Raw genomic sequence first — 21079 nt, 5'->3', positions numbered from 1 at the left:
AATGTCAGATTGAGTAGTCATTGCTTATTCTCCTGTTAGTGGATTATAAGCAGTTACACACTTTTTAGGAAAGGCTCCAAAAAAAGGACACCTCGCGGCGTCCTTTTTTATTAATCAAATACTTAGTCGTTAAAGATTACTCTTCAACGCCAGCATCTTGACCTTTATATTTTGCGTTTGCGTAGTCCCAGTTCACTAGCTTGTCTAGGAACGTGTCAACATAGTCAGGACGACGGTTACGGTAATCTACATAGTACGCGTGTTCCCATACGTCACAAGTCAATACAGCTACTTGGTCATGTGCAAGTGGGGTGTCAGCGTTAGCAGTTTTGGCGATTGACAATTTGCCACCGACTTTATCAGCAACTAGCCATGCCCAACCTGAACCAAACTGAGTCAATGCTGCGTTTTTGAACTCTTCACGGAACTTGTCGTAGCTACCGAAATCTTCTTCGATTTTTGCTTTTAGATCGCCAGTAGGTTCGCCGCCGCCGTTCGTTGGCGTCATGCAGTTCCAGTAGAACGTGTGGTTCCATACTTGAGCTGCTTGGTTGAACATACCTTGCTTGCTGTCATCTTTAGCAGTCGCTACGATGATTTCTGGCAATGTTTTATCTTCTAGACCAGAACCTGGCAACATGTCTTTTAGCTTGTTTACATAAGCAGCATGATGCTTGTCATGATGATACTCTAGCGTTTCGGCACTGATATGTGGCTCTAGTGCGTCTTTTGCATATGGTAGGTCTGGTAAAGTAATGTTTGACATAATTATTTTATCCTTGCTGTTTAGCCGTTAGTTTATAAAAACTTGCTTATAGAAGCTGAATTTTACGCTATTTTTACACCGCAAAAAACACTATAAAATAGCGGACTAAATTGGCTGAGTTTATTGTTTGAAATGAACTTTATCGCTTGATACACAGTACTGCTCAATACAATATCACGTATCATTATGAATCCAAAATCAACCTGTCGGTTACTTATTGCTATTATTCTTCGTCAAAAAGCCAAGTCTCTGACTTTATAGACTTTTATTAACTTAATATTCACAAGCCATAAGATATAATTCACTGTAGCTTGTCTCCTATTATAGCAATAGCAACCAATAATATCAGTTACCAAATGTTATAGCCCGTACAATCTACATAGCGATTGGTTATTTATTAAGCAGGAATTGCACGCACTCCAAACTCATGCGTTATCATTATTAGTATAACTACTTCAATCGTCAAATAATTTACCGATTAGCGCTACAGAAAGTAAATAAAGCTCACTCGAATAATAATTTTTCATCATTTTCATATAACGGACTGACTCTATGAGCACCACTGATACCTCGTTAATTGCTACCCATCCGACATCTGGCAACCAATGGGTACTGGCCAGTAACAATAAAGGCAAATTGGCTGAATTTAAACGGCTATTTGCCGAAGCGAACTTGGACGTGACGATTGTCCCGCAATGTCAGCTCGATATTGAAGACGCCATCGAGGATGGTTTAAGCTTTGTAGAAAACGCCATTATCAAAGCCCGTCATGCGAGCCGTATCAGTGGACTGCCTGCGATTGCTGATGATTCAGGACTGTGTGTACCCGCACTCGGTAACGCACCAGGTATCTACTCTGCTCGCTATGCTGGTGAGCACGGCAACGATAGTAAAAATAACGCCAAGCTCATCGCCGACTTGCTGCCTATCCGCGCAGCGAAGCCAGATACTCCGATCAAAGGTATGTTCGTTTGCGTACTGGCAATGGTGCGTCATGCTGATGATCCGCTACCGATTGTCGCCCAAGGATTATGGCATGGCGAAATCTTGGAGACTCCACATGGTGACGGCGGTTTTGGCTATGATCCATTGTTTTGGTTACCTGATTTGCAATCCAGTGCGGCGAGTCTGAGCGCTGCTGATAAAAACAGCATCAGTCATCGTGGTCAGGCAATCCAGCAGTTATTGGCACAACTGCCTTTATAAGTACTTTATAGCTGTTCTATCCATAACTATCCGTAAGCGCGCTCAATGCTCATAATGCGCTTACAACCTTATCGCTGTTTTTTATCCGTTATCTTATTTATTGACTATGAATATGGCTAACTCTTTATATAAAATTAATCCATAAAATAGCAAGCAACATAAGGAAACATGCCATCAAAGAGATAATTTTTACTTTAATAAACAGATAGATTATACTGTTCTACTTTTAAAATTTTGTTGAAATCCGTTATTTGGCTGTATAATTCACCAAAAAGCGTTATTATGCGGTGCATTAACGGTTTATTATCGATATTTGATAGCATGGACAACCTCAGCAGGTTCACCTTTTAGTATCAGCGGCGATTGCTACTGGCACTGAATTTGACGTTGTGCGCTATCGTTATCCCCTATTTATTTCAACGGCAGCCCGTCGTACATGCCCGTAATTTGAGGCGCGGTCTGTCTATTACAATTTAACCCTAAGTACTATTTCATTAATCAAACGTACTACTTAATCCTAAAGGTGTAATTAACATGGCTACAGATTTACAAGTCACAACCAACAAGCTATCTAATAAAGAAACCCAACTAACGGTTAAAGTGCCCGTTGAAAAAATTCAAAACAAAGTTGAAGGCCGTATTCGCCAAGTTGCGAAAACTGCCAAGATTGACGGTTTCCGTAAAGGTAACGTCCCTATGTCACACATCCGCTCTCAGTACGGTGCTGGCATTCAACAAGAAGTTATCAACGATGTCATCCGTGATACTGTATTTGAAGCGATCAAATCTGAAGACATCCGCGCTGTTGGCATGCCTAACATCGACGACGTAAAACTTGAAGACGATTTCTTGGTATATCAAGCCACTGTTGAAATCTTCCCAGAAGTAGATGTACAAGGTATCGATGAGATCGAAGTTGAGCGTCACACTGCACAAGTTAGTGAAGAAGACGTTGACACCATGATCGAAAACCTACAAAAGCAACGTGAAGAATTCGTTGAGAAAAAAGGCATGGCGGCGAAAGACAACCAAGTGACTTTTGACTTTGAAGGCTCTATCGACGGCGAAAAATTCGAAGGCGGCTCTGCTGAAGACTTTAAACTAGTTATCGGTAGCAACCAGATGATCCCAGGTTTTGAAGCGGGTATCAAAGGCATGAAAGCTGGCGAAGAAAAAGTCATCGACGTCACTTTCCCAGAAGATTATCAAGCTGAGAACTTAGCTGGTAAAGAAGCTCAGTTCAAAATCAACGTAAAATTGGTTGAAAAATCTAAGTTACCTGAAATCAATGAAGAGTTCCTTGAGCTATTCGGCGTAAAAGAAGGTGGCGTAGAGAAATTGAAAGAAGACGTACGCAAAAACATGGAACGCGAAATCAAAAACGCTGCGCGTAGTCAAGTTAAGCAAGCGACTTTTGACGCATTATTAGAAAAGAACGAGTTTGACGTACCAAACGCGATGCTAGAGCAAGAAATCGAGCGTCAACGCAACATGATGATGCAACGTTTCTCTCAGCAGTTCGGCGCAAATGCTGATAGTTTCGATAAAGACATGCTGCCAAATGAGCTATTTGAAGAGCAAGCGCTACGTGCTGCCCGTCTTGGCATCATCGTTGCCCGTGTTATCGATACCAAAGGCTTAGAAGTAGATCAAGAGCGTGTTGAAACCTTCATCAAAGAAGCTGCTGAAAACTACGAAGATCCAAGCGAGGTCATCGAGTACTACACCAATGACAAGCAGCAGCGCGCTAACATTGAGTCTGTAGTACTAGAAGACCAAGTAGTAGATTACTTGATCGAACAAGGTAAAGTAACTGACAAAGAAGTTAGCTACCAAGACTTGCTAGCCGCTCAGCAACAGCAGCAGCAGCAGCAAGCAATGTAATTGATACGACAGGCTGTCTTTTTAGATATGCTGTAGTCGGTTATCAAAACTAAAATGCGCCCCCAACCTTTTGATCGGGGGCGCATTTTTTATGGCGTTCGCTAGCTAAGGAAGTTCAGCAACAAGCATCGTACTTGTACTATGAAGCACGTTTTACACCAAAACAGGTGCGAATACGGCGCTCAATCCTAGCAGCACTAGCCCGCGCTGTAACCACAAGCTATCACTAAAGCGTTGCTGCAACTGTTGACTAATCAGCGTACCAACTGCATATAGCGCTAGCATCGTAATCATCATCCCTGCATAAAATCCTAGCTGACCGCTCACACCGACATTCGCTGGTACTTCCATCGCGTGTGCCATGCCATGAAACACTGCCAGACCACCAAAGCCAAACAATGACAACTGCTGAATACTTGGCGTGTGCGCTGTATGGGTCTGAGCAGAGAATGCCTCTTGTCTGCTTTTTTGGCTCATCAAGACCATAGCCAATACGACTACCGACAGTGATATTGCCACTTCAATTAGCCCAGATGATGCAGCAAACGCGATACCGCCAATCAGCACACCAGCCGTGCCCAATATCGCGCCTAATGACAACCCTGCCGTCAACGACATCATGCCTAAGCGCTGCTTTTGTAGACCATAAAACAACATGCCCATGCCTACTGCCAAAAACAGATGATCAAGGCCAGTTACTGGATGCATCAGTCCTGCTTGCAACGTACCCAAAAACGATGGCGCTTGCGCGGTAGTCGAGTGAATATGATCTGAGTGTGCTTGTGCCAATGACGGTAGCATCAGTGATGTCATCATCACAGCCGAACCAGATACGATATGAGGAGCTGAGAGCACTTGTGAAAAGCGAGAGCTTTTGATATGAAGACCTTTTGTACACTGTGTCATGCGGTTTTTCCTTATTCTTTATGTTTTAATGGTAAAAGCTCATCTGCTCTTTAGGCAAGCATGCCATGTTCTTTAATAAAGGCGATAATCTCATTTAGCCCATCGCCTGTTTTCATATTGCTAAAGACAAAAGGTTTGTCGCCACGCATTTTTTTGGCATCGCGTTCCATCACTTCCAGCGAAGCACCAACCATTGGTGCAAGGTCAGTCTTATTAATAATCAACAAATCAGACTTGGTAATGCCGGGGCCACCTTTACGAGGTATCTTATCGCCTGCAGAGACATCAATGACGTACAAGGTCAAGTCAGACAACTCTGGGCTAAATGTCGCAGCTAGATTGTCGCCACCTGACTCAATGATAATCAACTCCAACCCTTCAAAAGTCGCTTGTAGCTCAGCAATCGCAGTCAGATTAATAGAAGCATCTTCGCGGATAGCCGTATGCGGACAGCCGCCCGTCTCTACGCCGCGGATACGCTCAGCGGGCATGGCATCATTGCGGGTCAAAAACTCTGAATCTTCTTTGGTATAGATGTCATTGGTCACCACTGCCATATTGACCGTATCACGCAGGTTTTGGCATAGCCTTAACGTCAAAGCAGTCTTACCACTACCAACTGGCCCACCAATACCAAGGCGTAAGCACGATAAGACAGAAGACGGTTTCTGGCTATCAGTTTGTACGTCTGATGCAGCGTGAGATTTTTTTGGTTTGAGCGGAGTTAGAGACATATTAATTTCCTAAAACAGTTTATATATTAATAATTATAAATAGAAATCAAGGTACATTTATGAGCGGAACAACCGACTGTATTGCTCCTCATGCATACTTGAGAAGATAGCCAAATTAGGCAAATTATTCGAGATATTAAGCGTTTCATAGAGGTCTTGGCATAGCTGCTGACAGTCTGACTCTTCACTTTTATCTAAGGTATCCATAGTATTTATCGATGTGATTAAAGCATCGAAAGCATGTTGCACATTAGCGCTTAGAGCATCAACCTGAGCACCCAAATCGCTTTGTAATTGCCATAGAATACGCTGACCTGCCATTTGTCCTAGCGGCACTGTCTTCACAGCGGCGAGCACCATGTTCTCTAATTGCGCAAATCCATAAGTGGTCATTGACTGCGCTAATGGCAGCTGCCAATGCTGAGCAATATGTGCAAATAGCGGCAAAAATCCATCATCAGGTATATCAGCTGGTATGCCAAGACTCAGCACTTCGTTGAGCCAAGACACCATCGCTTGTGCCAACTGCTTCGACTCCAGTACAAACTCTTTACTCTCGAGACCAGCGTGATAATCATGTGCTAGATTTGCCGCTAGCGCTTCATGACCTTGGCTAAGCGCGCACATTATCAGCCCTAACACAGGCAGCTCGTAGCCAATCACCGCAAGCGCTAGGTAGTCCTGCATAAATATAAGCGTACTGGCTTCATCAGAGACAACCCCTGACTCAATCGCTGACTCCACACCTTGCGAATAGGTATAACTACCAATCGGCAAATTGCTCGATGCCAGCATCAGTAGCTGTCCAAGTTGGGCAGATTGAGTAGGCTGAGCACTGGTATTAACCATCATTTGAACGACCTACAGGCGCATCATGATGACTATGGCTATGTCCGTGGCTGTGGCTGTGGCTGTGGCTTTCATCATGGCTATGACTTTCCTGATGACTATGAGAGTCACTATGCGAATGTGCATGGGAGTGAGAGTGGCCGTGCGCATGCCCTTGGCCCGTTTGATAAGCGCCCGTCTCAGGCTCAAATGGCACTGAGGTAGACTCGATATGCAAACCAAGGTTTTCTAACATTTGTGCCAGCACATGATCGTTTTCAAAATACAGCGAATAGCCTGCCTTACCCTGATCAAAACTGTGGTCAAACATCAATGGCACATGACGATTGCCCAAATGATAAGCGCCTTTCATTAGTAGAAAGTCATTGTCAGCAGTCACTTTGGTCACTGCTTGCGGTTTGGCGATCACTTGCATCAACTCCCCTGCTGCATTGATAAGCACGTCATCACCTTTTAAGACGCCTGTACGAGGCAGGTCAACACCAACTGCCTCACCTGAGACAGTAATGGCTCTAAAGCGGGAATGCTGACGAGTATCAAATTCTAACAGCAGGTAATCATCGGCTTGATACTGTTCTGCCAATTGTGCTTTTTGGATATCGCTAAGCGTACTTAAACGGGTATTAAATATTTTCATTATTATTCTCTGGCTGTTGTTGCTCAAACTATTGTCAATAGTATTGATGGTAAAAGTGTTAGGAATAAAGACACGATCTCACTCAAGAAACCAACTGACTATTGGTATACATAGTTTATGGCTCACTGTCTGTCCTAGAAATCCTATAAACGTGCATCATAAGCTCTAAAATAAAAAGTAACGCTGTGCCATAGGTAGTACATCAGCTGGCTCACAGGTGAGTGTCTTACCATCAGCGCGTACTTCATAGGTCTCAGGATTGATGTCCATATCTGGGCAGTAGCTGTTAAAGCGCATATCGCCTTTACGAATTTTACGGATGCCGTGTACTGGCTGAATGACTTTGGTCAATCCAAGCTGCTTATCCACTTGTTTGTCGATCGCCGCTTGCGACATAAAAGTAATGCTGGTTTGGGCAACCGATTTTGGATATGTCGCAAACATAGGACGATAATGTACAGGCTGGGGTGTGGGAATAGAGGCATTGATATCACCCATCGGTACTGCAGCAATGAGCCCGCCTTTTATAATGCATTCAGGCTTTACCCCAAAAAACTTGGGCGACCAGAGCACCATATCTGCCCATTTACCTACTTCGATTGAGCCGACCATATCACTGATACCGTGAGTAATCGCAGGGTTTATTGTATATTTTGCGATATAGCGTTTGATACGGAAGTTATCGTTGTCCGTGCTTTGATCATAGTCTGTCAAAGTGATGTACTGTTGCTCATCCTCAATGGTCGCTGTTGCATCTGGTGCTAGATGACCACGTTGAACTTTCATTTTGTGCGCGGTTTGCCATGTACGGATGACCACTTCACCCACCCGCCCCATCGCTTGTGAATCACTACTCATCATCGAGATTGCGCCCAAATCATGCAAGATATCTTCTGCGGCGATGGTTTCTTGACGAATACGGCTCTCAGCAAAGGCTACGTCTTCAGCAATAGCAGGGCTCAGGTGATGACAAACCATCAGCATATCGAGATGCTCATCAATGGTATTGACGGTGTATGGTCGCGTTGGGTTGGTTGAAGATGGCAGCACATGTGACTCGCCAATAGCCTTTAAAATATCGGGCGCATGGCCACCGCCTGCCCCTTCAGTATGAAAAGTATGGATACAGCGGTTTTTAAAAGCAGCAAGTGTACTCTCTAGATAGCCACTTTCATTTAAAGTATCGGTATGAATGGCCACCTGCACATCATAGTCGTCAGCGACGCTCAAACAGTTATCGATGGCTTGCGGCGTTGTACCCCAATCTTCATGTAGCTTTAGCCCCACGGCACCTGCTTCGATTTGTTCAGCAATGGGTTCTGGTACACTCACATTGCCTTTACCCAGTAGTCCAATATTCATAGGAATACTATCGGTAGATTTTAGCATCGAGGCAATATGATACGCCCCCGGTGTACAGGTGGTGGCGAGCGTTCCTTGAGCTGGCCCTGTGCCGCCGCCGAGCATTGTGGTCACGCCTGACATAAGCGCCGTCTCACACTGTTGAGGCGCGATAAAATGAATATGACTGTCGACGCCACCTGCTGTGAGAATTTTGCCTTCGCCAGAGATGATTTCGGTAGCACCGCCAATAGGAATATCAATAGCAGGCTGGATATCAGGATTGCCCGCTTTTCCAATAGCACTGATACGACCATCTTTGATACCGATATCCGCTTTATAGATGCCTGTATAGTCAACGACCAATGCATTGGTAATAACTGTATCGGCAACTTCCGCACCCAGCAATTGTCCTTGCCCCATACCATCACGGATGACTTTACCACCGCCAAATTTAACTTCTTCACCTTTAATTTCAACAGGCTTGCTACTACTCTCACCACTTTGCGACGTATCTGCTTGATCAACAGCAGTATCTTTATGACTGGTTAAATCTGCTTCAACCTGTAGCCAAAGCTCGGTATCGGCAAGACGGACTTTATCGCCTGTTGTAGGACCAAAATGCTCAGCATAAATACGACGACTGACTCGCTTTTGCGAAGTAGTGGTTACCTTTTTATCAGTGACGCTCTCTGATGCTTTGTCTGGATGAGCTGCGCCCATGACACGCCCAGCAAAACCATATACATCTTGCTTGCCAGCGTATGCTACCAATTCGACTTCCCGTGATTGGCCAGGCTCAAAACGTACGGCGGTGCCAGAGATAATATTTAGGCGAAACCCCCGAGTTTGCTCTCTGTCAAAACTCAAGGCATCATTGACTTCATAAAAGTGATAATGCGAGCCGATTTGGATAGGTCTATCACCAGTATTACTCACACTGATGGTCTGTACCTGTCGCCCTTGGTTTAAGATAATATCGCCATCTTGGATATGGTATTCGCCTGCTTGCATGGTAGCCGCCTTATTTTATAGTGAGCATGTCAGTGCTATAACAATGGTATACAGCGTTACACGATGGGATTATGTACCGTGACCAGTTTGGTGCCATCAGGAAAAGTCGCCTCGATTTGCACTTCATCTACCATCTCTGCGACACCTTCCATGACATCATCAGCAGACAAATACGTAGCACCTTCACTCATCAGCTCGGCAACTCTTTTACCATCTCGTGCGCCTTCCATCAGCAACATACTGATATAAGCGATGGCTTCGGGATAGTTAAGCTTAACACCGCGATTTTTGCGGCGCTCAGCCACCATACCAGCGGTAAATAGCATGAGTTTGTCTTTTTCTGTTGGGGTCAGGTGCATGACAATTCCTTATTGTACTTATCATTATATTTATAGCAGATTAGAGATTTTCAAAGCATTAAATATCGATTAAAAATAGTCGCAATATATCTTAGTTTCATTATTAAAAGTGGCCGTATTATGTGTCCCAAATACGTGGACGACAAGGTTCAAGTTGCCACCAATGATCTCGCAAGACTTCTCTCAGCTGATAAAACGCTTCAAAACAACCACGTACATCTGAGCCGATGTAGCGGATATTGATCGCTTGGCAATTATGAGTGCAGTAGACAGGCATTTGTGCTTGAGCAATGACTTGGCGTAATGCTACGACAGTATTATCTAGATAGCGGGTTAATGACTGCTTGATAGTTGCTTGGGCAGTTTCGGTCGATTGCGTGGTTTGTGACGCGGAGAGTGCAAGATTGTCATGGACATCGCTTAAGCTGGGTATTGCCCAAAACGAGCCATAAATATGCTGGTTCGCTAATCCTAAATTTGAGGTAAACCAGCGATTTTGCGCTGCCTGTGCCACTCGCTCAGCAACGATAACCTTACCATCTCGGTAGATGTTCAATCCAGTATGATAACGCCCTTGCAAAAACTGCTCGTCGTAAGCTTGCCGCCCAAATACGCTAATCTCCCATGTCAGTAGACTAGAGGAATCTTTCAAATCGAAGCGGCTCACTGCATGCATATTGGCTTCGTTATAAATGATACTCTCTTGCGGCAGCCATTCTAGACGGGTATCTGCTGCGAGGTTGGCTTGTATATGTTGACTAGCATAATCAGCTATCTCGTCTTGACTCATACTTTGGTGAGTATCGTTGTCGCCCAACGGAGCTTTATGTTTTTGGCTGACACTGTCTTTGCCGTACCACTTACCTGCCCCTGGTGTGGTGACAACAGCGTGGCTACCACTATCCAAACTTAGGTCTATGGTCAGCGTATCGCCACCTGCGATACCGGCTGGCGGGTACAACATCAGTATGTGACAAATACCCTGCTGTACGCTTGGCTCAGGATATAGAGCACGCTGTACCATCAAGGCACCTGTATGCTTGCGATGATAAAGCCGCGTTTTTGAGTTATCAGCCGTACCTTCTTTGGCCGTACTTGTCCTGCTAACAGTGTCGAAGCTTAATGCTAAAGAAGAGGCCCAACTCATTTTATATACTCATTTACCAATTAAATATGTTTCAGTATTTTATGTGACAACTATCATTTGCTATCCGTTAAGACTCTATTGCCAATCGTTAACTACAGTTCATTCGCGACAGCAATGTCAGAATAATAACGAAGAAATACAGCGTACACCATTTATCGTGCCTAGCGCACCATGATAAATAAAAGCGTCAATGTTTTTATTGATACAAGCACTGTGCCAACTTTTGATAGCAGATAACCAAATAAGAAACCTTATCGGCTCAAAACTTTGATTTGTCTGTGCTTTTTCTATTTAACTTATATGATAAAAACAATCATATATTTCCAGCTATTTTCTAAACGTTTTTTGAGCTTCAGTCATTTATAAAATTAGCAGATACTTGCACCAAAATAGTACATTTTGTCCATAACAGTGCATTTTTTAGCGTTATTGTTAGCGCAATACCCTCTGAGGACATTAGATAAGCAAAAATCCTAAACGCATAACTATTTGCAGGCTTAGTCAGTAAGATAGGTGGATTGTAGGGCTATTAATCAGGTATTCTATGTTAAAAAGTCAGGTCAGACATGATTTACGCTATTTGTATCGATATAGATACTATCAATATCTGTACGACTTGATAATAGATAAGATAGTATTTATCTACTTCTAGACGTATTTTTAGTATAAGTTTTAATATAAGCAATGAGTCCTAGCAATATCGTAGGGTCAGTTTTTCACCTATTTTATGCACAAACCCGTTTTATAGGCTTGAATAGTGAGCGCAGCCCCCTTATAAACAACCCATTAGTCAAAAACTACCAGACAATAAAATCATTCAATCCATTTTTATTTTATACATTTATCGATAGGACTTTTCTATGACAGATTATGATCGCATCACTGCCAACCCGCATTTTGATATGCTGATGAGTGCGCACAAAGAAGTACAGACCACACAAGCGGCTTTAGTACCTATGGTGGTTGAACAGTCCTCACGCGGTGAACGCTCGTTTGATATTTTTTCACGCCTATTACGTGAGCGCGTTATCTTTTTGACCGGTCAGGTCGAAGACAACATGGCTAACCTTATCGTCGCCCAGTTACTATTCTTAGAAGCTGAAAACCCTGACAAAGATATCCATTTGTATATCAACTCACCAGGTGGTTCAGTAAGCGCTGGCTTGGCTATTTTTGATACCATGAACTTCATCAAACCTGAGGTGTCTACTATCTGTATGGGCGGTGCTTACAGCATGGGTTCATTCCTATTGGCTGCTGGTCAAAAAGGCAAGCGCTATTCACTTGCTAATGCTCGCGTTATGATTCACCAGCCTTCAGGCGGCGCGCAGGGTCAAGCAACAGATATCGAAATCAATGCTCGTGAAATCCTTAAAACTCGTGCACGTCTAAATAGTATCTTAGCTGAGCGCACTGGTCAGCCAGTAGAGAAAATCGAAAAAGACGTTGAGCGTGATTATTGGTTAGATGCTCAAGAAGCCAAAGAATATGGCTTGGTTGACGAAGTATTAGAGCGTCGCCCTGAATCTTTGTAATCTAAGCATTAACGTGATGCCTCTTCATTGAGAGTGCAATCATAAGACCTTTTATAGTTTATTTGCCGTACAGTAAACCGTTATCAATGTCATGCCTGATCTATTGAAAGGTATGACCATTGAATGAATACGATAATTGACATACTACAAATAAACTAACCAGTTTTAAATTTTAGGAGCGCCTTTTATGGCAGAAGATAATACCCCGCAGTGTTCGTTTTGCGGTAAAGCCAAAAGCGATGTACAGCAACTGATTGCTGCTGACGATGCCAATATCTGCAATGAATGTATCGAGCTATGTACTGACTTAATCGCAGACAGCGCAGAGCACGGTGATGATGATAGCGAAGTAGACACTTCTTGGGTCAATAAAAAATTACCAACGCCAAAAGAGCTGCGTGCCAAGCTTGATGAATATGTCATCGGTCAGGACGCTGCCAAAAAAGCATTGGCTGTGGCCGTCTATAACCATTACAAACGTCTAAAAGTTAGCCAAACGCTAGCCAACGATAGCAAAAAAGCTAAGATCGGCGCTGACGATGCAATGGTAGAATTGGCTAAGAGTAATATCTTGCTAATCGGTCCGACTGGTTCTGGTAAGACGCTGCTTGCGCAAACCTTGGCTCGTCTGTTAGATGTACCTTTTGCGATGGCTGATGCCACGACATTGACCGAAGCTGGTTATGTTGGTGAAGACGTTGAAAACATCGTACAAAAGCTCCTCCAAGCTTCTGATTATGATGTAGCTAAAGCTGAGCAAGGTATCATTTATATTGATGAAATCGACAAAATCAGTAAGAAAGGTGACAACCCATCTATCACGCGTGATGTGTCAGGTGAAGGCGTACAGCAAGCGTTGCTAAAGCTAATCGAAGGTACGGTGGCTGCTATCCCGCCGCATGGTGGTCGTAAGCATCCGCAGCAAGAGTTGATCCAAGTTGACACTAGCAACATCCTAATCATCGTTGGTGGTGCATTTGCTGGACTTGATAAAGTCATTCAGCAACGTACCGAAAAAGGCGGTATCGGCTTTAACGCTGATGTCAGCTCAAAAGACGACAGCCGTCGCAGCTCAGACTTGCTACAAGAAGTCGAGCCAGAAGATTTGATCAAGTTTGGTCTGATTCCTGAGCTAATCGGTCGTCTGCCAGTACTTGCGGCACTGCAAGAGCTAGATGAAGCGGCCCTAGTACAAATCCTGACAGAACCTAAGAACGCACTGGTAAAACAGTACAAGTACTTGTTTGACATGGAAGGTGCTGAGATTAGCTTTACTCAAGAAGCCCTAGATGCCATCGCCAAAAAAGCCATGGAGCGTAAAACTGGTGCACGTGGTCTACGTTCGATTGTAGAGAACGCCCTACTTGAGACCATGTATGAGCTACCTTCCATGGAAAATGCTAAAACTGTAATGGTTGATGCAGATGTGATCAATGAAGGTAAAGTACCTAAAATTGCTTAAGTTATAGTTAGTTTAAATAGTCCGTTATCATTAACGGACTACTAAAAAGCGTCTGGCTAAATAAGCTAAGACGCTTTTTTTATGCCTATTATTTAACCAATTTTTTTGTTAGATAGCTTGTCTATTAGATAACTTGCCTACTGAAAATTGGCGACTTTTATTACATCTACTCTGAAATGACAGCAGCGTTTATTAATCGCTAGCAGACATCAGTGTAAACCATGCTAATGTAGATAGACTGTTTTGACCTTTATACTTTATTTCTATATACCGCAAGATATATCCCGTACAACCCATATGATTAATAAGACAAAGGATTGTTTATTATGCTCAACCATATGACCGCTATGGCGACTTCATTGCGCCAACATCTACCGTTTTCTTCTAACCATACTTCATTGGATGACTCAGACGTTGCATCCTACTATCGCAACCATGTCGCTGCTATCACAGGCGCAGGCTCTGGTATGGGACGTGAGCTAGCCATTCATTTAGCAAAAATGGGCTGTCATGTTGCATTATCAGATATCGATCCTGAACAGCTGGCAGCGACCAAACAGTTACTTGCCAATTATGATGTCAACGTCACTATTACCGTACTCGATGTATCAGACAATACAGCGGTGGAAGCATGGGCTGATAGCGTCATGAGCGATCATGGCAAAGTAAATTTTATCTTTAATAATGCAGGTGTTGCGCTCTACTCTACCGTCGAAGGCAGTAGTATTAGTGAGCTTGAATGGGTAATGAATATTAATTTTTGGGGCGTGGTTTACGGCACTAAGGCATTTTTAACGTTAATCAAAAACAGCGTTAAACAGAGCCAATTTGGCGAGCATGGACATATTATCAATATCTCAAGTCTGTTTGGTTTGACCGCTCAGCCATCACAGTCGGCCTACAACTCTAGCAAATTTGCCGTACGCGGCTTCACAGAGAGCTTACGCCAAGAGCTAAATATACAGAACTGCGGGGTATCAGCGACTTGTATCCATCCGGGCGGCATCAAAACCAATATTGCCAACAGCGCGCGCGGCAATGAAAGCATCCATGATATTGGCATGAGTACTGGGCCCAAAGCCATCAGAAGTTTTAATAAGTTTTTAAAGTTCGATGCCAATGAAGCGGCTTGGATTATCCTACAGGCAGCAGCGACCAACCAGCAACGCTGCTTAATTGGTAACGATGCTAAGATGATTGATGCCATCCAACGTGTATTTCCCTCACATTATAGCCAAGTGCTGAACGACTTCCATCAACTGTCCCGCAAACTAAAACCACGTCGTCATAAGAAGCTAAAGACCGTTAAATAGTATGCTGTAAACATTTCCTATTTCATGAGGAATTGATTAATTTATATATAAAAAGCCCAGCTATAGTCGTAGCTGGGCTTTTTAAGCGTTGTTATTGCTGATTAAGGATAAGACTGAGTTTTGAGACTGTTAATGATATTTTAACTCAATGCTCCAAGCATTAAGGCAGCTTCATATCGCCAGCGACCAACCAACCTATACGGCGCATGATGTAAGCCACTAACCCTGCAATCACCGCAGGTAATATAAACATCAATAGAATAATCGCTGTCCATAGTTGACCGGTGCTCATGATTTCTTGTGATGCCTCAATAACCCCAAACACACCGACCAAACCAGCAGTACCCATACCCGCCCCTGTCGCGGTACAAGCTAATCCAAAACCAACGGTCGCGATAGGCCCAACGATAGCACTAGCAATGACAGCAGGCAGCAGAGTGATGGGTTTTTTAAGCACGTTAGGGATCTGCAGCATACTGGTACCCAAGCCCTGAGAGATGACACCACTAACGCCATTGTCTTTAAAACTTGCAACAGCAAAACCAATCATATGCGCAGCACAGCCTACCACTGCTGCCCCGCCCGCTAATCCACCAAGCCCAATGGCAATACAAATGGCTGCACTCGACGTTGGTAGGGTCAATAAAATACCAACCACTACGGCGATGACGATGCCCATTAGCAGTGGCTGTAATTCAGTAGCAGCATGAATACCCTGACCGATAGCTGCGACCCCTGCTACGATAGGCGGATTGAGCAGAGCGCAAACTAAAAGAGCAATACCGCATACAACCAATGGCACCAATAAAATATCAAGCTTAGTCTTACCAGCGACCCAAGTGCCAGCACGATAAGCAAACACAGAAGTCAGATAAGCGCCGATGGGATTGCCTGGCAGTGCTACAAAGGTTGCAGGCCCACCCACTTGCGGCGTAAAGAGCGTGCCTGCCATTAGTGCTTCGGAATGGGCACCAAGCATACCCGCTACGAGGCAGCTAAGCATCACTAGCGTTGGCGCTTTGAGATAATAAGCGATACCTACGCCGATACCAGCACCCATTAATATCGAGGCAAGTTTCCCGACCGCGACCAATGCCGGCAAATCTAACCAACCGCCGATTTGCGAGATAATCAAACCTGCAATCAACGTGACAAATAGCCCTAAAGCCATACCAGTAAAAGCATCGATAAAGTATTTTTGAAAGAACGCTTTAATAATGCCTGCTTGCGGTGTTACTGAGTTAGATACGGTCATAACCATACTCTTAATGAACGTTTAATAGGATAAAACAGCTAGAAAGATTTTGATAAAATAAAGAGATAAAAAAAGCGTCATTACGACGCTTTTTTAATAAATACAATAACTGTAAACGACTCAACCTAGCGACGCTGTTCAACGATAATAGAATCTATACCATTGTTCTGTAGGCGCTGCTGTGCCGTCGTTACTGCTTGACGGTTATTCAAAGGACGTGAGATGACTTGATAAATTGGCAAGCCATTGCCCGTCGTGTTTTTGACCACGCGAGCATCGACACCCGCCATCAGTACTTGCGCACGGCGACGATCCGCTTCATCTGCATCACTAAAGCTATTGATCTGCAAGATGTAGGTCGCCGCAGGTTTGGCAGCTTGGATGCTGGCCGTACCTGCTGCTGTATTATTGTTGCGGGTTGTAGCGTTGCTAGTAGCAGGCGGCGTACCATCATAGGTTGCATCTTCTTCAACGACAACGATATCCTCACTCGACCCAGCATTATTACTACCAGCAGGTTCGACAGTCGCATTTTCCGAACCACCAAAGCTACCCGTACTTTCTGTACTGCCTGTATCGCTCTCTGGTTGAGTCACAACGACGTCTGGTTCAAACGCACCGATATCACCTATTTGATCATTATCAATGTCAGCGATATCTTCATCAGGGATGGTTGCCATCTCTTGATTAGGTAAAATATCGTAGAACTCATAATCGCCATTGTCGGTATCAGTATCCACACGTGGCTGTACTTGGCGATCAGGATCGTTCTCAGCACTACCTTCAGCGGGGCTAAAATTGAATAATGGTGAGAGGTAGATAAACACCCCGATCATAAGGGTCAATACGGCCCCAACAAACATCCACAATAAGCCTGATACGCTACTTGATTTGCGCTTTTCTGTCGCGCCTTTAGGTTTTTTGGCTAGCATGGATCTCGTTCTCCCTACTGGATTTAACTATCATCATCGAATTAATGCTATCAGCTGTCTATACTCATGTCACATATTAGAAAAGCACTACATGCTAGACGGTGCAGACAAGCCTAGCAGGCTAAGCCCATTTGCCAATACTTGCCTAGTGGCTTTTGACAAGCGCAAACGTGCTTGCATTAAGTCTAGCTCATCCTGACTTGGCGTTTCACCTGACGTCAAGCTCATAGGCAAGATACGATTGGTGTCATACCAACCATGGAACAATGCCGCTAGCTCTTTCAGGTAGTTGGTCAAGACATGTGGCTCGTAACCAGTCGCTGCGCGAAGTAACGTCGCTGGATATCCTGCTAACAGTTTAATCAGCTCGTCTTCATTTGGCGCACTTAGCAAGTCTTGATGTGCCAAACCAACAGCATCATCTACGGTCAAATCGTAAGTTGCCAGTTTTTCTAACACACGGCAAACGCGCGCATGAGCATACTGGATATAATACACTTGATTGTCTTTGCTTTGTGATTTGGCAAGTTCTAAATCAAAATCAACATGCACTTCAGGCTTACGCGCTACATAGTAGAATCGTGCAGCATCGTTGCCGACTTCTGCACGTAGCTCACGCAAGGTCACAAACTGACCAGAACGCGAAGACATTTGTACTTTTTCACTACCGCGCCACAATGCCACAAACTGTACAAGCACCACATCCAGACGTTCAGCATCGATACCAAGAGCTAGTAGCGCTGCTTTTACGCGTGGGACATAACCATGGTGGTCTGCGCCCCAGACGTTAATGACTTTATCAAAGCCGCGATCAAACTTGTTTTTATGATAAGCGATGTCAGAAGCAAAATACGTCGACTGGCCATTGGCACGGCGTACCACACGGTCTTTCTCATCGCCGAAATCAGTCGACTTAAACCAGATGTTGCCATCTTTTTCGTATAGATAGCCTTTGTCATCTAGTATCTGTAATACAGGCTCAATCTCGCTATCGATAGATCTTTCGCTAAACCAGCACTCGTAGCTCACGCCAAAGTCATTTAAGTCGTCTTTAATATCCGCCAAAATACTGCTCAATGCTGCGTTTAAAAATAACGCGTAGCTGTCACCTAGCAAAGACTTACTATTGGCAATCAAGCCATCAATATGCGCTTCTTTATCACCTGAAACTAAGGTCTTTTCGCCGTCAGCATTAATCTCAAACTGAGCATCTTCTAGCACATCTTTGGCAACGTTTGCAAAGCTATGTACGTAGCTATCGCCATGCTGTGTTTTTAGCGTCTGGGCGATATCACTAACATAATCACCTTGATAGGCGTTGACTGGGAAAGTTATCTCTTCACCATTTAGCTGTAGATAACGCAAATATGTACTGGTGGCCAAGATGTCCATTTGACGACCAGCGTCATTGACATAATATTCACGCGTGACGTCATAGCCAATAGCTTCTAACAAGTTAGCGACGCTCATGCCAAATGCAGCACCGCGACCGTGACCGACATGCAGACTTGACGTTGGATTGGCAGAGACGAATTCAACCTGGACTTTTTGATCGTCAAACTGATTACTCAAGCCAAAGCGGTCCTGCAACGTGAAAATATCGTCCAATACAGAAAATTTAGCTTCCGAGTTTAAGAATACGTTGATAAACCCTGGTCCTGCGATTTCTACTTGGCGAATATCTTGATTGTCAGGCAATGCACTGACGATTTTTTCAGCAAGTTGACGCGGATTGGCTTTAGCTGCTTTCGCTGCCGTTAGCGCGATATTACTGGCAAAATCACCGTGACTTAAATCTTTTGTACGGGTGATTTGACTGTTGTTTTGCCAATCGCTTGGTAGCGTACCATCTGCTTGTAGGGTTTGAATTGCATCGTTAAACAGGGATGCAAGCGTATCAATTTGGGCTTGTGACATAGGAATTTGAACTCAATTAAATAAACAACAAAAACGGTGCGAATGCGAGCAATCGATAACTGCTTATTATAATAGCGACCGACATTGCAGGGATAGAATAATGTAAAAAGATAAGTAACCTGTAAATATAACAATCTTTGCGCTTTATTGCACCATTTGCGCCAAAATTAGCACTAAAATCTTACCGTTATCAGGATTTGGGCTGACTAATATCAATGATGCAAAACAGATAAATAACTCATAACGTGAATTGTAGCGTTACTGTTGCTCAATACTGGGCAGTCGTTTATACCTGACTACTTCCACGTTATAATATTGGTTTGTACGGTTCTTCTAAAATATAGAAGACGCGTTACTACTCTATTATAGGATTACGCCATGTTTGCTATTGCCGCCAGTACTGTCACCAGTTGGGGACTGTACGTCTTGTTGCCGATATTCATCGCTTTCTTGTTTTTTATTATGTGGGATATCTCTAAAACGTCTGAAGCTGGGCGCGCTGGTACTTTTTGGATATTCTTAGCACTTGGTGCAGGTTCTGTTGGTTTTATCCTAAAGATAGTTATGGAAGTCGCTTTCAAAAAATGGTTAATCTAATTAGCCATTTTTAACGTTATCTTTCTATATCGCTTAGGAAATGAGTAGCAAAACTAAAAAGGTAATATATGGCTTATGACTGTTGCGCTTTATAAGGTATCAGTCATTTAAATCAAGGACTTTTGAATCAAGGCTTCTTAGATCAAAGTTTTCTAAATCAAAAAGCTACTGAGCCTTAGCATTATTCTCTATAACCTGACTCACATACGTTGGTAGGTCCCATGCTCCACCAGCAAAACCTCGGCACATTCCCGTACTAGACTCTTCGCTCTTAGCAAACGTTTTACCATTCCATATCCATGCAGTACGGCTCCAACAATCACCGATACCTCGGTCTTTGTGAGTGGCCGAAATCTCACCATCAAAATAATCATTTCCTGCTGTCGTGATAAGCGTAGGTTTGCTAGGTTTTGCATTATCAATGAGCCAATAGCCATTACTAGAATTGTAAGCACCTAGCCAGCAACTATGCGCGGCTAACGTATAGCGATCATCAACCGGCATAAAGTCCCAACCAAGCATCGTAGAGCCATACTCTGACATTCGCTGATATGTTTCAGTTTTTGGGTTGATTAGCTCACAGTCGCCCATTATGTCTTTGGACCCTATAAGCTGCTCGGCATTAATATCGACCCAGTTATCAATATTTTTCTGAAAATACGCCAGCTTTGATGGAGCAAGTGTTTTGTTGTCTTTTGCTGAATACGCAAATGCTTTTTGAATGATTGGTTTTGGTAGAGCTGCTTTAGGAAGTTGACGATTTGGATTATTCTTACTGACCAACGCTATCGGCGTCCCTACCCGACCTTGTACATCACTGCTGACATGCCTTTATCGCTGATCTGCCAGTAGTTATCACCCGCTCTAATCGCTATCTTGGTCGCGATACGAGCATGATCAACCAGTGCTTGGGTCTGCTTGGCTGATAAGTCGTATAATAGACTATCTTCTTTGTTGGGTTGCAGCACACCATAGTTTTTATTATTCAGCCAAAGCTCAGCAGGCTTAAGATCATCTAGCGGCACTTCTGATATAAACTGAATTTGCGCTTTTGGCAGAGCTACTTTTGGCAATGCTGTGAGCAATATTGAAGCAGGCTCATCTATTAGTGCTTCACTTGCGTATCCAGCAGCTCGACAAGTCTGCGTATTATCACAAACCACCTGCCAGTCATCTTGTACAAAGCCCCAGCCTTCGGATATAGTTCCATAACCTGCCATAGCAG

17 protein-coding genes and 1 pseudogene are annotated in these 21079 nt (G+C 43.8%); 6 read left to right on the top strand and 12 right to left on the bottom strand.

Going from position 1 to position 21079, the window contains the following annotated elements:
* Positions 1-136: 136 nt before the first annotated feature.
* A complete protein-coding gene (locus QO187_RS11100; protein ID WP_101205324.1) occupies positions 137-766 on the bottom strand; it encodes a superoxide dismutase in 630 nt (209 codons plus the stop codon).
* A 552-nt stretch (positions 767-1318) separates the two neighbouring features.
* Here QO187_RS11100 and rdgB point away from each other — a divergent pair.
* Positions 1319-1972, top strand: a complete 654-nt coding sequence (gene rdgB / locus QO187_RS11095) for an RdgB/HAM1 family non-canonical purine NTP pyrophosphatase (protein WP_102093467.1) — start codon at positions 1319-1321, stop codon at positions 1970-1972.
* Positions 1973-2506: 534 nt separating this feature from the next.
* Entirely contained in the window at positions 2507-3856 is a 1350-nt protein-coding gene (gene tig, locus QO187_RS11090) for a trigger factor (protein WP_102093465.1), read from the top strand.
* 153 nt (positions 3857-4009) lie between these two features.
* Here tig and QO187_RS11085 read toward each other — a convergent pair whose 3' ends face one another.
* The 7 genes from QO187_RS11085 to QO187_RS11055 form a co-directional block, all read right to left on the bottom strand.
* Positions 4010-4762 (bottom strand): HupE/UreJ family protein, encoded by a 753-nt coding sequence (locus QO187_RS11085; protein WP_371548374.1) that lies wholly within the window; start codon positions 4760-4762, stop codon positions 4010-4012.
* Between the two features lie 50 nt (positions 4763-4812).
* Entirely contained in the window at positions 4813-5496 is a 684-nt protein-coding gene (gene ureG, locus QO187_RS11080; RefSeq protein ID WP_102093462.1) for an urease accessory protein UreG, read from the bottom strand.
* A 57-nt stretch (positions 5497-5553) separates the two neighbouring features.
* Positions 5554-6348: an urease accessory protein UreF gene (locus QO187_RS11075; protein ID WP_102093460.1), complete on the bottom strand. Its 795-nt coding sequence runs from the start codon at positions 6346-6348 to the stop codon at positions 5554-5556.
* A complete protein-coding gene (gene ureE / locus QO187_RS11070; RefSeq protein ID WP_102093459.1) occupies positions 6338-6982 on the bottom strand; it encodes an urease accessory protein UreE in 645 nt (214 codons plus the stop codon). Before ureE ends, QO187_RS11075 begins: the two co-directional genes overlap by 11 nt.
* A gap of 165 nt (positions 6983-7147) precedes the next feature.
* Positions 7148-9337 (bottom strand): urease subunit alpha, encoded by a 2190-nt coding sequence (gene ureC / locus QO187_RS11065; protein ID WP_102093457.1) that lies wholly within the window; start codon positions 9335-9337, stop codon positions 7148-7150.
* 56 nt (positions 9338-9393) lie between these two features.
* Entirely contained in the window at positions 9394-9696 is a 303-nt protein-coding gene (gene ureA / locus QO187_RS11060) for an urease subunit gamma (RefSeq protein ID WP_057761815.1), read from the bottom strand.
* Positions 9697-9814: 118 nt separating this feature from the next.
* A complete protein-coding gene (locus QO187_RS11055) occupies positions 9815-10843 on the bottom strand; it encodes an urease accessory protein UreD (protein WP_102093456.1) in 1029 nt (342 codons plus the stop codon).
* A 908-nt stretch (positions 10844-11751) separates the two neighbouring features.
* Here QO187_RS11055 and clpP point away from each other — a divergent pair.
* From clpP to QO187_RS11040, 3 genes are all read left to right on the top strand, one after another.
* Entirely contained in the window at positions 11752-12378 is a 627-nt protein-coding gene (gene clpP / locus QO187_RS11050) for an ATP-dependent Clp endopeptidase proteolytic subunit ClpP (RefSeq protein WP_197411852.1), read from the top strand.
* Between the two features lie 187 nt (positions 12379-12565).
* Positions 12566-13840 (top strand): ATP-dependent protease ATP-binding subunit ClpX, encoded by a 1275-nt coding sequence (gene clpX, locus QO187_RS11045; protein ID WP_057761822.1) that lies wholly within the window; start codon positions 12566-12568, stop codon positions 13838-13840.
* Positions 13841-14166: 326 nt separating this feature from the next.
* Positions 14167-15153, top strand: a complete 987-nt coding sequence (locus QO187_RS11040) for an SDR family NAD(P)-dependent oxidoreductase (RefSeq protein WP_371548370.1) — start codon at positions 14167-14169, stop codon at positions 15151-15153.
* 160 nt (positions 15154-15313) lie between these two features.
* On the opposite strand, the gene QO187_RS11035 is transcribed toward QO187_RS11040, so the two are convergent.
* The 3 genes from QO187_RS11035 to argS form a co-directional block, all read right to left on the bottom strand.
* Positions 15314-16408 (bottom strand): PTS transporter subunit IIC, encoded by a 1095-nt coding sequence (locus QO187_RS11035; protein ID WP_371548368.1) that lies wholly within the window; start codon positions 16406-16408, stop codon positions 15314-15316.
* A gap of 125 nt (positions 16409-16533) precedes the next feature.
* A complete protein-coding gene (locus tag QO187_RS11030) occupies positions 16534-17340 on the bottom strand; it encodes an SPOR domain-containing protein (RefSeq protein ID WP_102093451.1) in 807 nt (268 codons plus the stop codon).
* An 87-nt stretch (positions 17341-17427) separates the two neighbouring features.
* A complete protein-coding gene (gene argS, locus QO187_RS11025; RefSeq protein ID WP_102093450.1) occupies positions 17428-19257 on the bottom strand; it encodes an arginine--tRNA ligase in 1830 nt (609 codons plus the stop codon).
* A 378-nt stretch (positions 19258-19635) separates the two neighbouring features.
* Here argS and QO187_RS11020 point away from each other — a divergent pair, with 378 nt between their 5' ends.
* Positions 19636-19854 (top strand): DUF2788 domain-containing protein, encoded by a 219-nt coding sequence (locus QO187_RS11020; protein WP_101205310.1) that lies wholly within the window; start codon positions 19636-19638, stop codon positions 19852-19854.
* Positions 19855-20019: 165 nt separating this feature from the next.
* Here the strand turns inward: QO187_RS11020 and QO187_RS11015 are convergent.
* Positions 20020-21074, bottom strand: a pseudogene (locus QO187_RS11015) (DUF1176 domain-containing protein).
* Positions 21075-21079 lie beyond the last annotated feature (5 nt).

It is taken from the genome of Psychrobacter sp. Arc9 (genome assembly GCF_041431295.1).
Taxonomy (GTDB): Bacteria; Pseudomonadota; Gammaproteobacteria; order Pseudomonadales; family Moraxellaceae; genus Psychrobacter.
This window is presented reverse-complemented; position numbering and strand designations above follow the sequence as displayed.

What these genes read in the sequence shown, in the direction of transcription:
- QO187_RS11085 (WP_371548374.1), bottom strand. Translation starts at nt 4,762, where the DNA reads ATGACACAGTGTACAAAAGGTCTTCATATCAAAAGCTCTCGCTTTTCA.
- ureG (WP_102093462.1), bottom strand. Translation starts at nt 5,496, where the DNA reads ATGTCTCTAACTCCGCTCAAACCAAAAAAATCTCACGCTGCATCAGAC.
- tig (WP_102093465.1), top strand. Translation starts at nt 2,507, where the DNA reads ATGGCTACAGATTTACAAGTCACAACCAACAAGCTATCTAATAAAGAA.
- QO187_RS11030 (WP_102093451.1), bottom strand. Translation starts at nt 17,340, where the DNA reads ATGCTAGCCAAAAAACCTAAAGGCGCGACAGAAAAGCGCAAATCAAGT.
- clpP (WP_197411852.1), top strand. Translation starts at nt 11,752, where the DNA reads ATGAGTGCGCACAAAGAAGTACAGACCACACAAGCGGCTTTAGTACCT.
- QO187_RS11020 (WP_101205310.1), top strand. Translation starts at nt 19,636, where the DNA reads ATGTTTGCTATTGCCGCCAGTACTGTCACCAGTTGGGGACTGTACGTC.
- QO187_RS11040 (WP_371548370.1), top strand. Translation starts at nt 14,167, where the DNA reads ATGCTCAACCATATGACCGCTATGGCGACTTCATTGCGCCAACATCTA.
- ureE (WP_102093459.1), bottom strand. Translation starts at nt 6,982, where the DNA reads ATGAAAATATTTAATACCCGTTTAAGTACGCTTAGCGATATCCAAAAA.
- QO187_RS11035 (WP_371548368.1), bottom strand. Translation starts at nt 16,408, where the DNA reads ATGACCGTATCTAACTCAGTAACACCGCAAGCAGGCATTATTAAAGCG.
- rdgB (WP_102093467.1), top strand. Translation starts at nt 1,319, where the DNA reads ATGAGCACCACTGATACCTCGTTAATTGCTACCCATCCGACATCTGGC.
- QO187_RS11055 (WP_102093456.1), bottom strand. Translation starts at nt 10,843, where the DNA reads ATGAGTTGGGCCTCTTCTTTAGCATTAAGCTTCGACACTGTTAGCAGG.
- argS (WP_102093450.1), bottom strand. Translation starts at nt 19,257, where the DNA reads ATGTCACAAGCCCAAATTGATACGCTTGCATCCCTGTTTAACGATGCA.
- ureC (WP_102093457.1), bottom strand. Translation starts at nt 9,337, where the DNA reads ATGCAAGCAGGCGAATACCATATCCAAGATGGCGATATTATCTTAAAC.
- QO187_RS11075 (WP_102093460.1), bottom strand. Translation starts at nt 6,348, where the DNA reads ATGATGGTTAATACCAGTGCTCAGCCTACTCAATCTGCCCAACTTGGA.
- QO187_RS11100 (WP_101205324.1), bottom strand. Translation starts at nt 766, where the DNA reads ATGTCAAACATTACTTTACCAGACCTACCATATGCAAAAGACGCACTA.
- clpX (WP_057761822.1), top strand. Translation starts at nt 12,566, where the DNA reads ATGGCAGAAGATAATACCCCGCAGTGTTCGTTTTGCGGTAAAGCCAAA.
- ureA (WP_057761815.1), bottom strand. Translation starts at nt 9,696, where the DNA reads ATGCACCTGACCCCAACAGAAAAAGACAAACTCATGCTATTTACCGCT.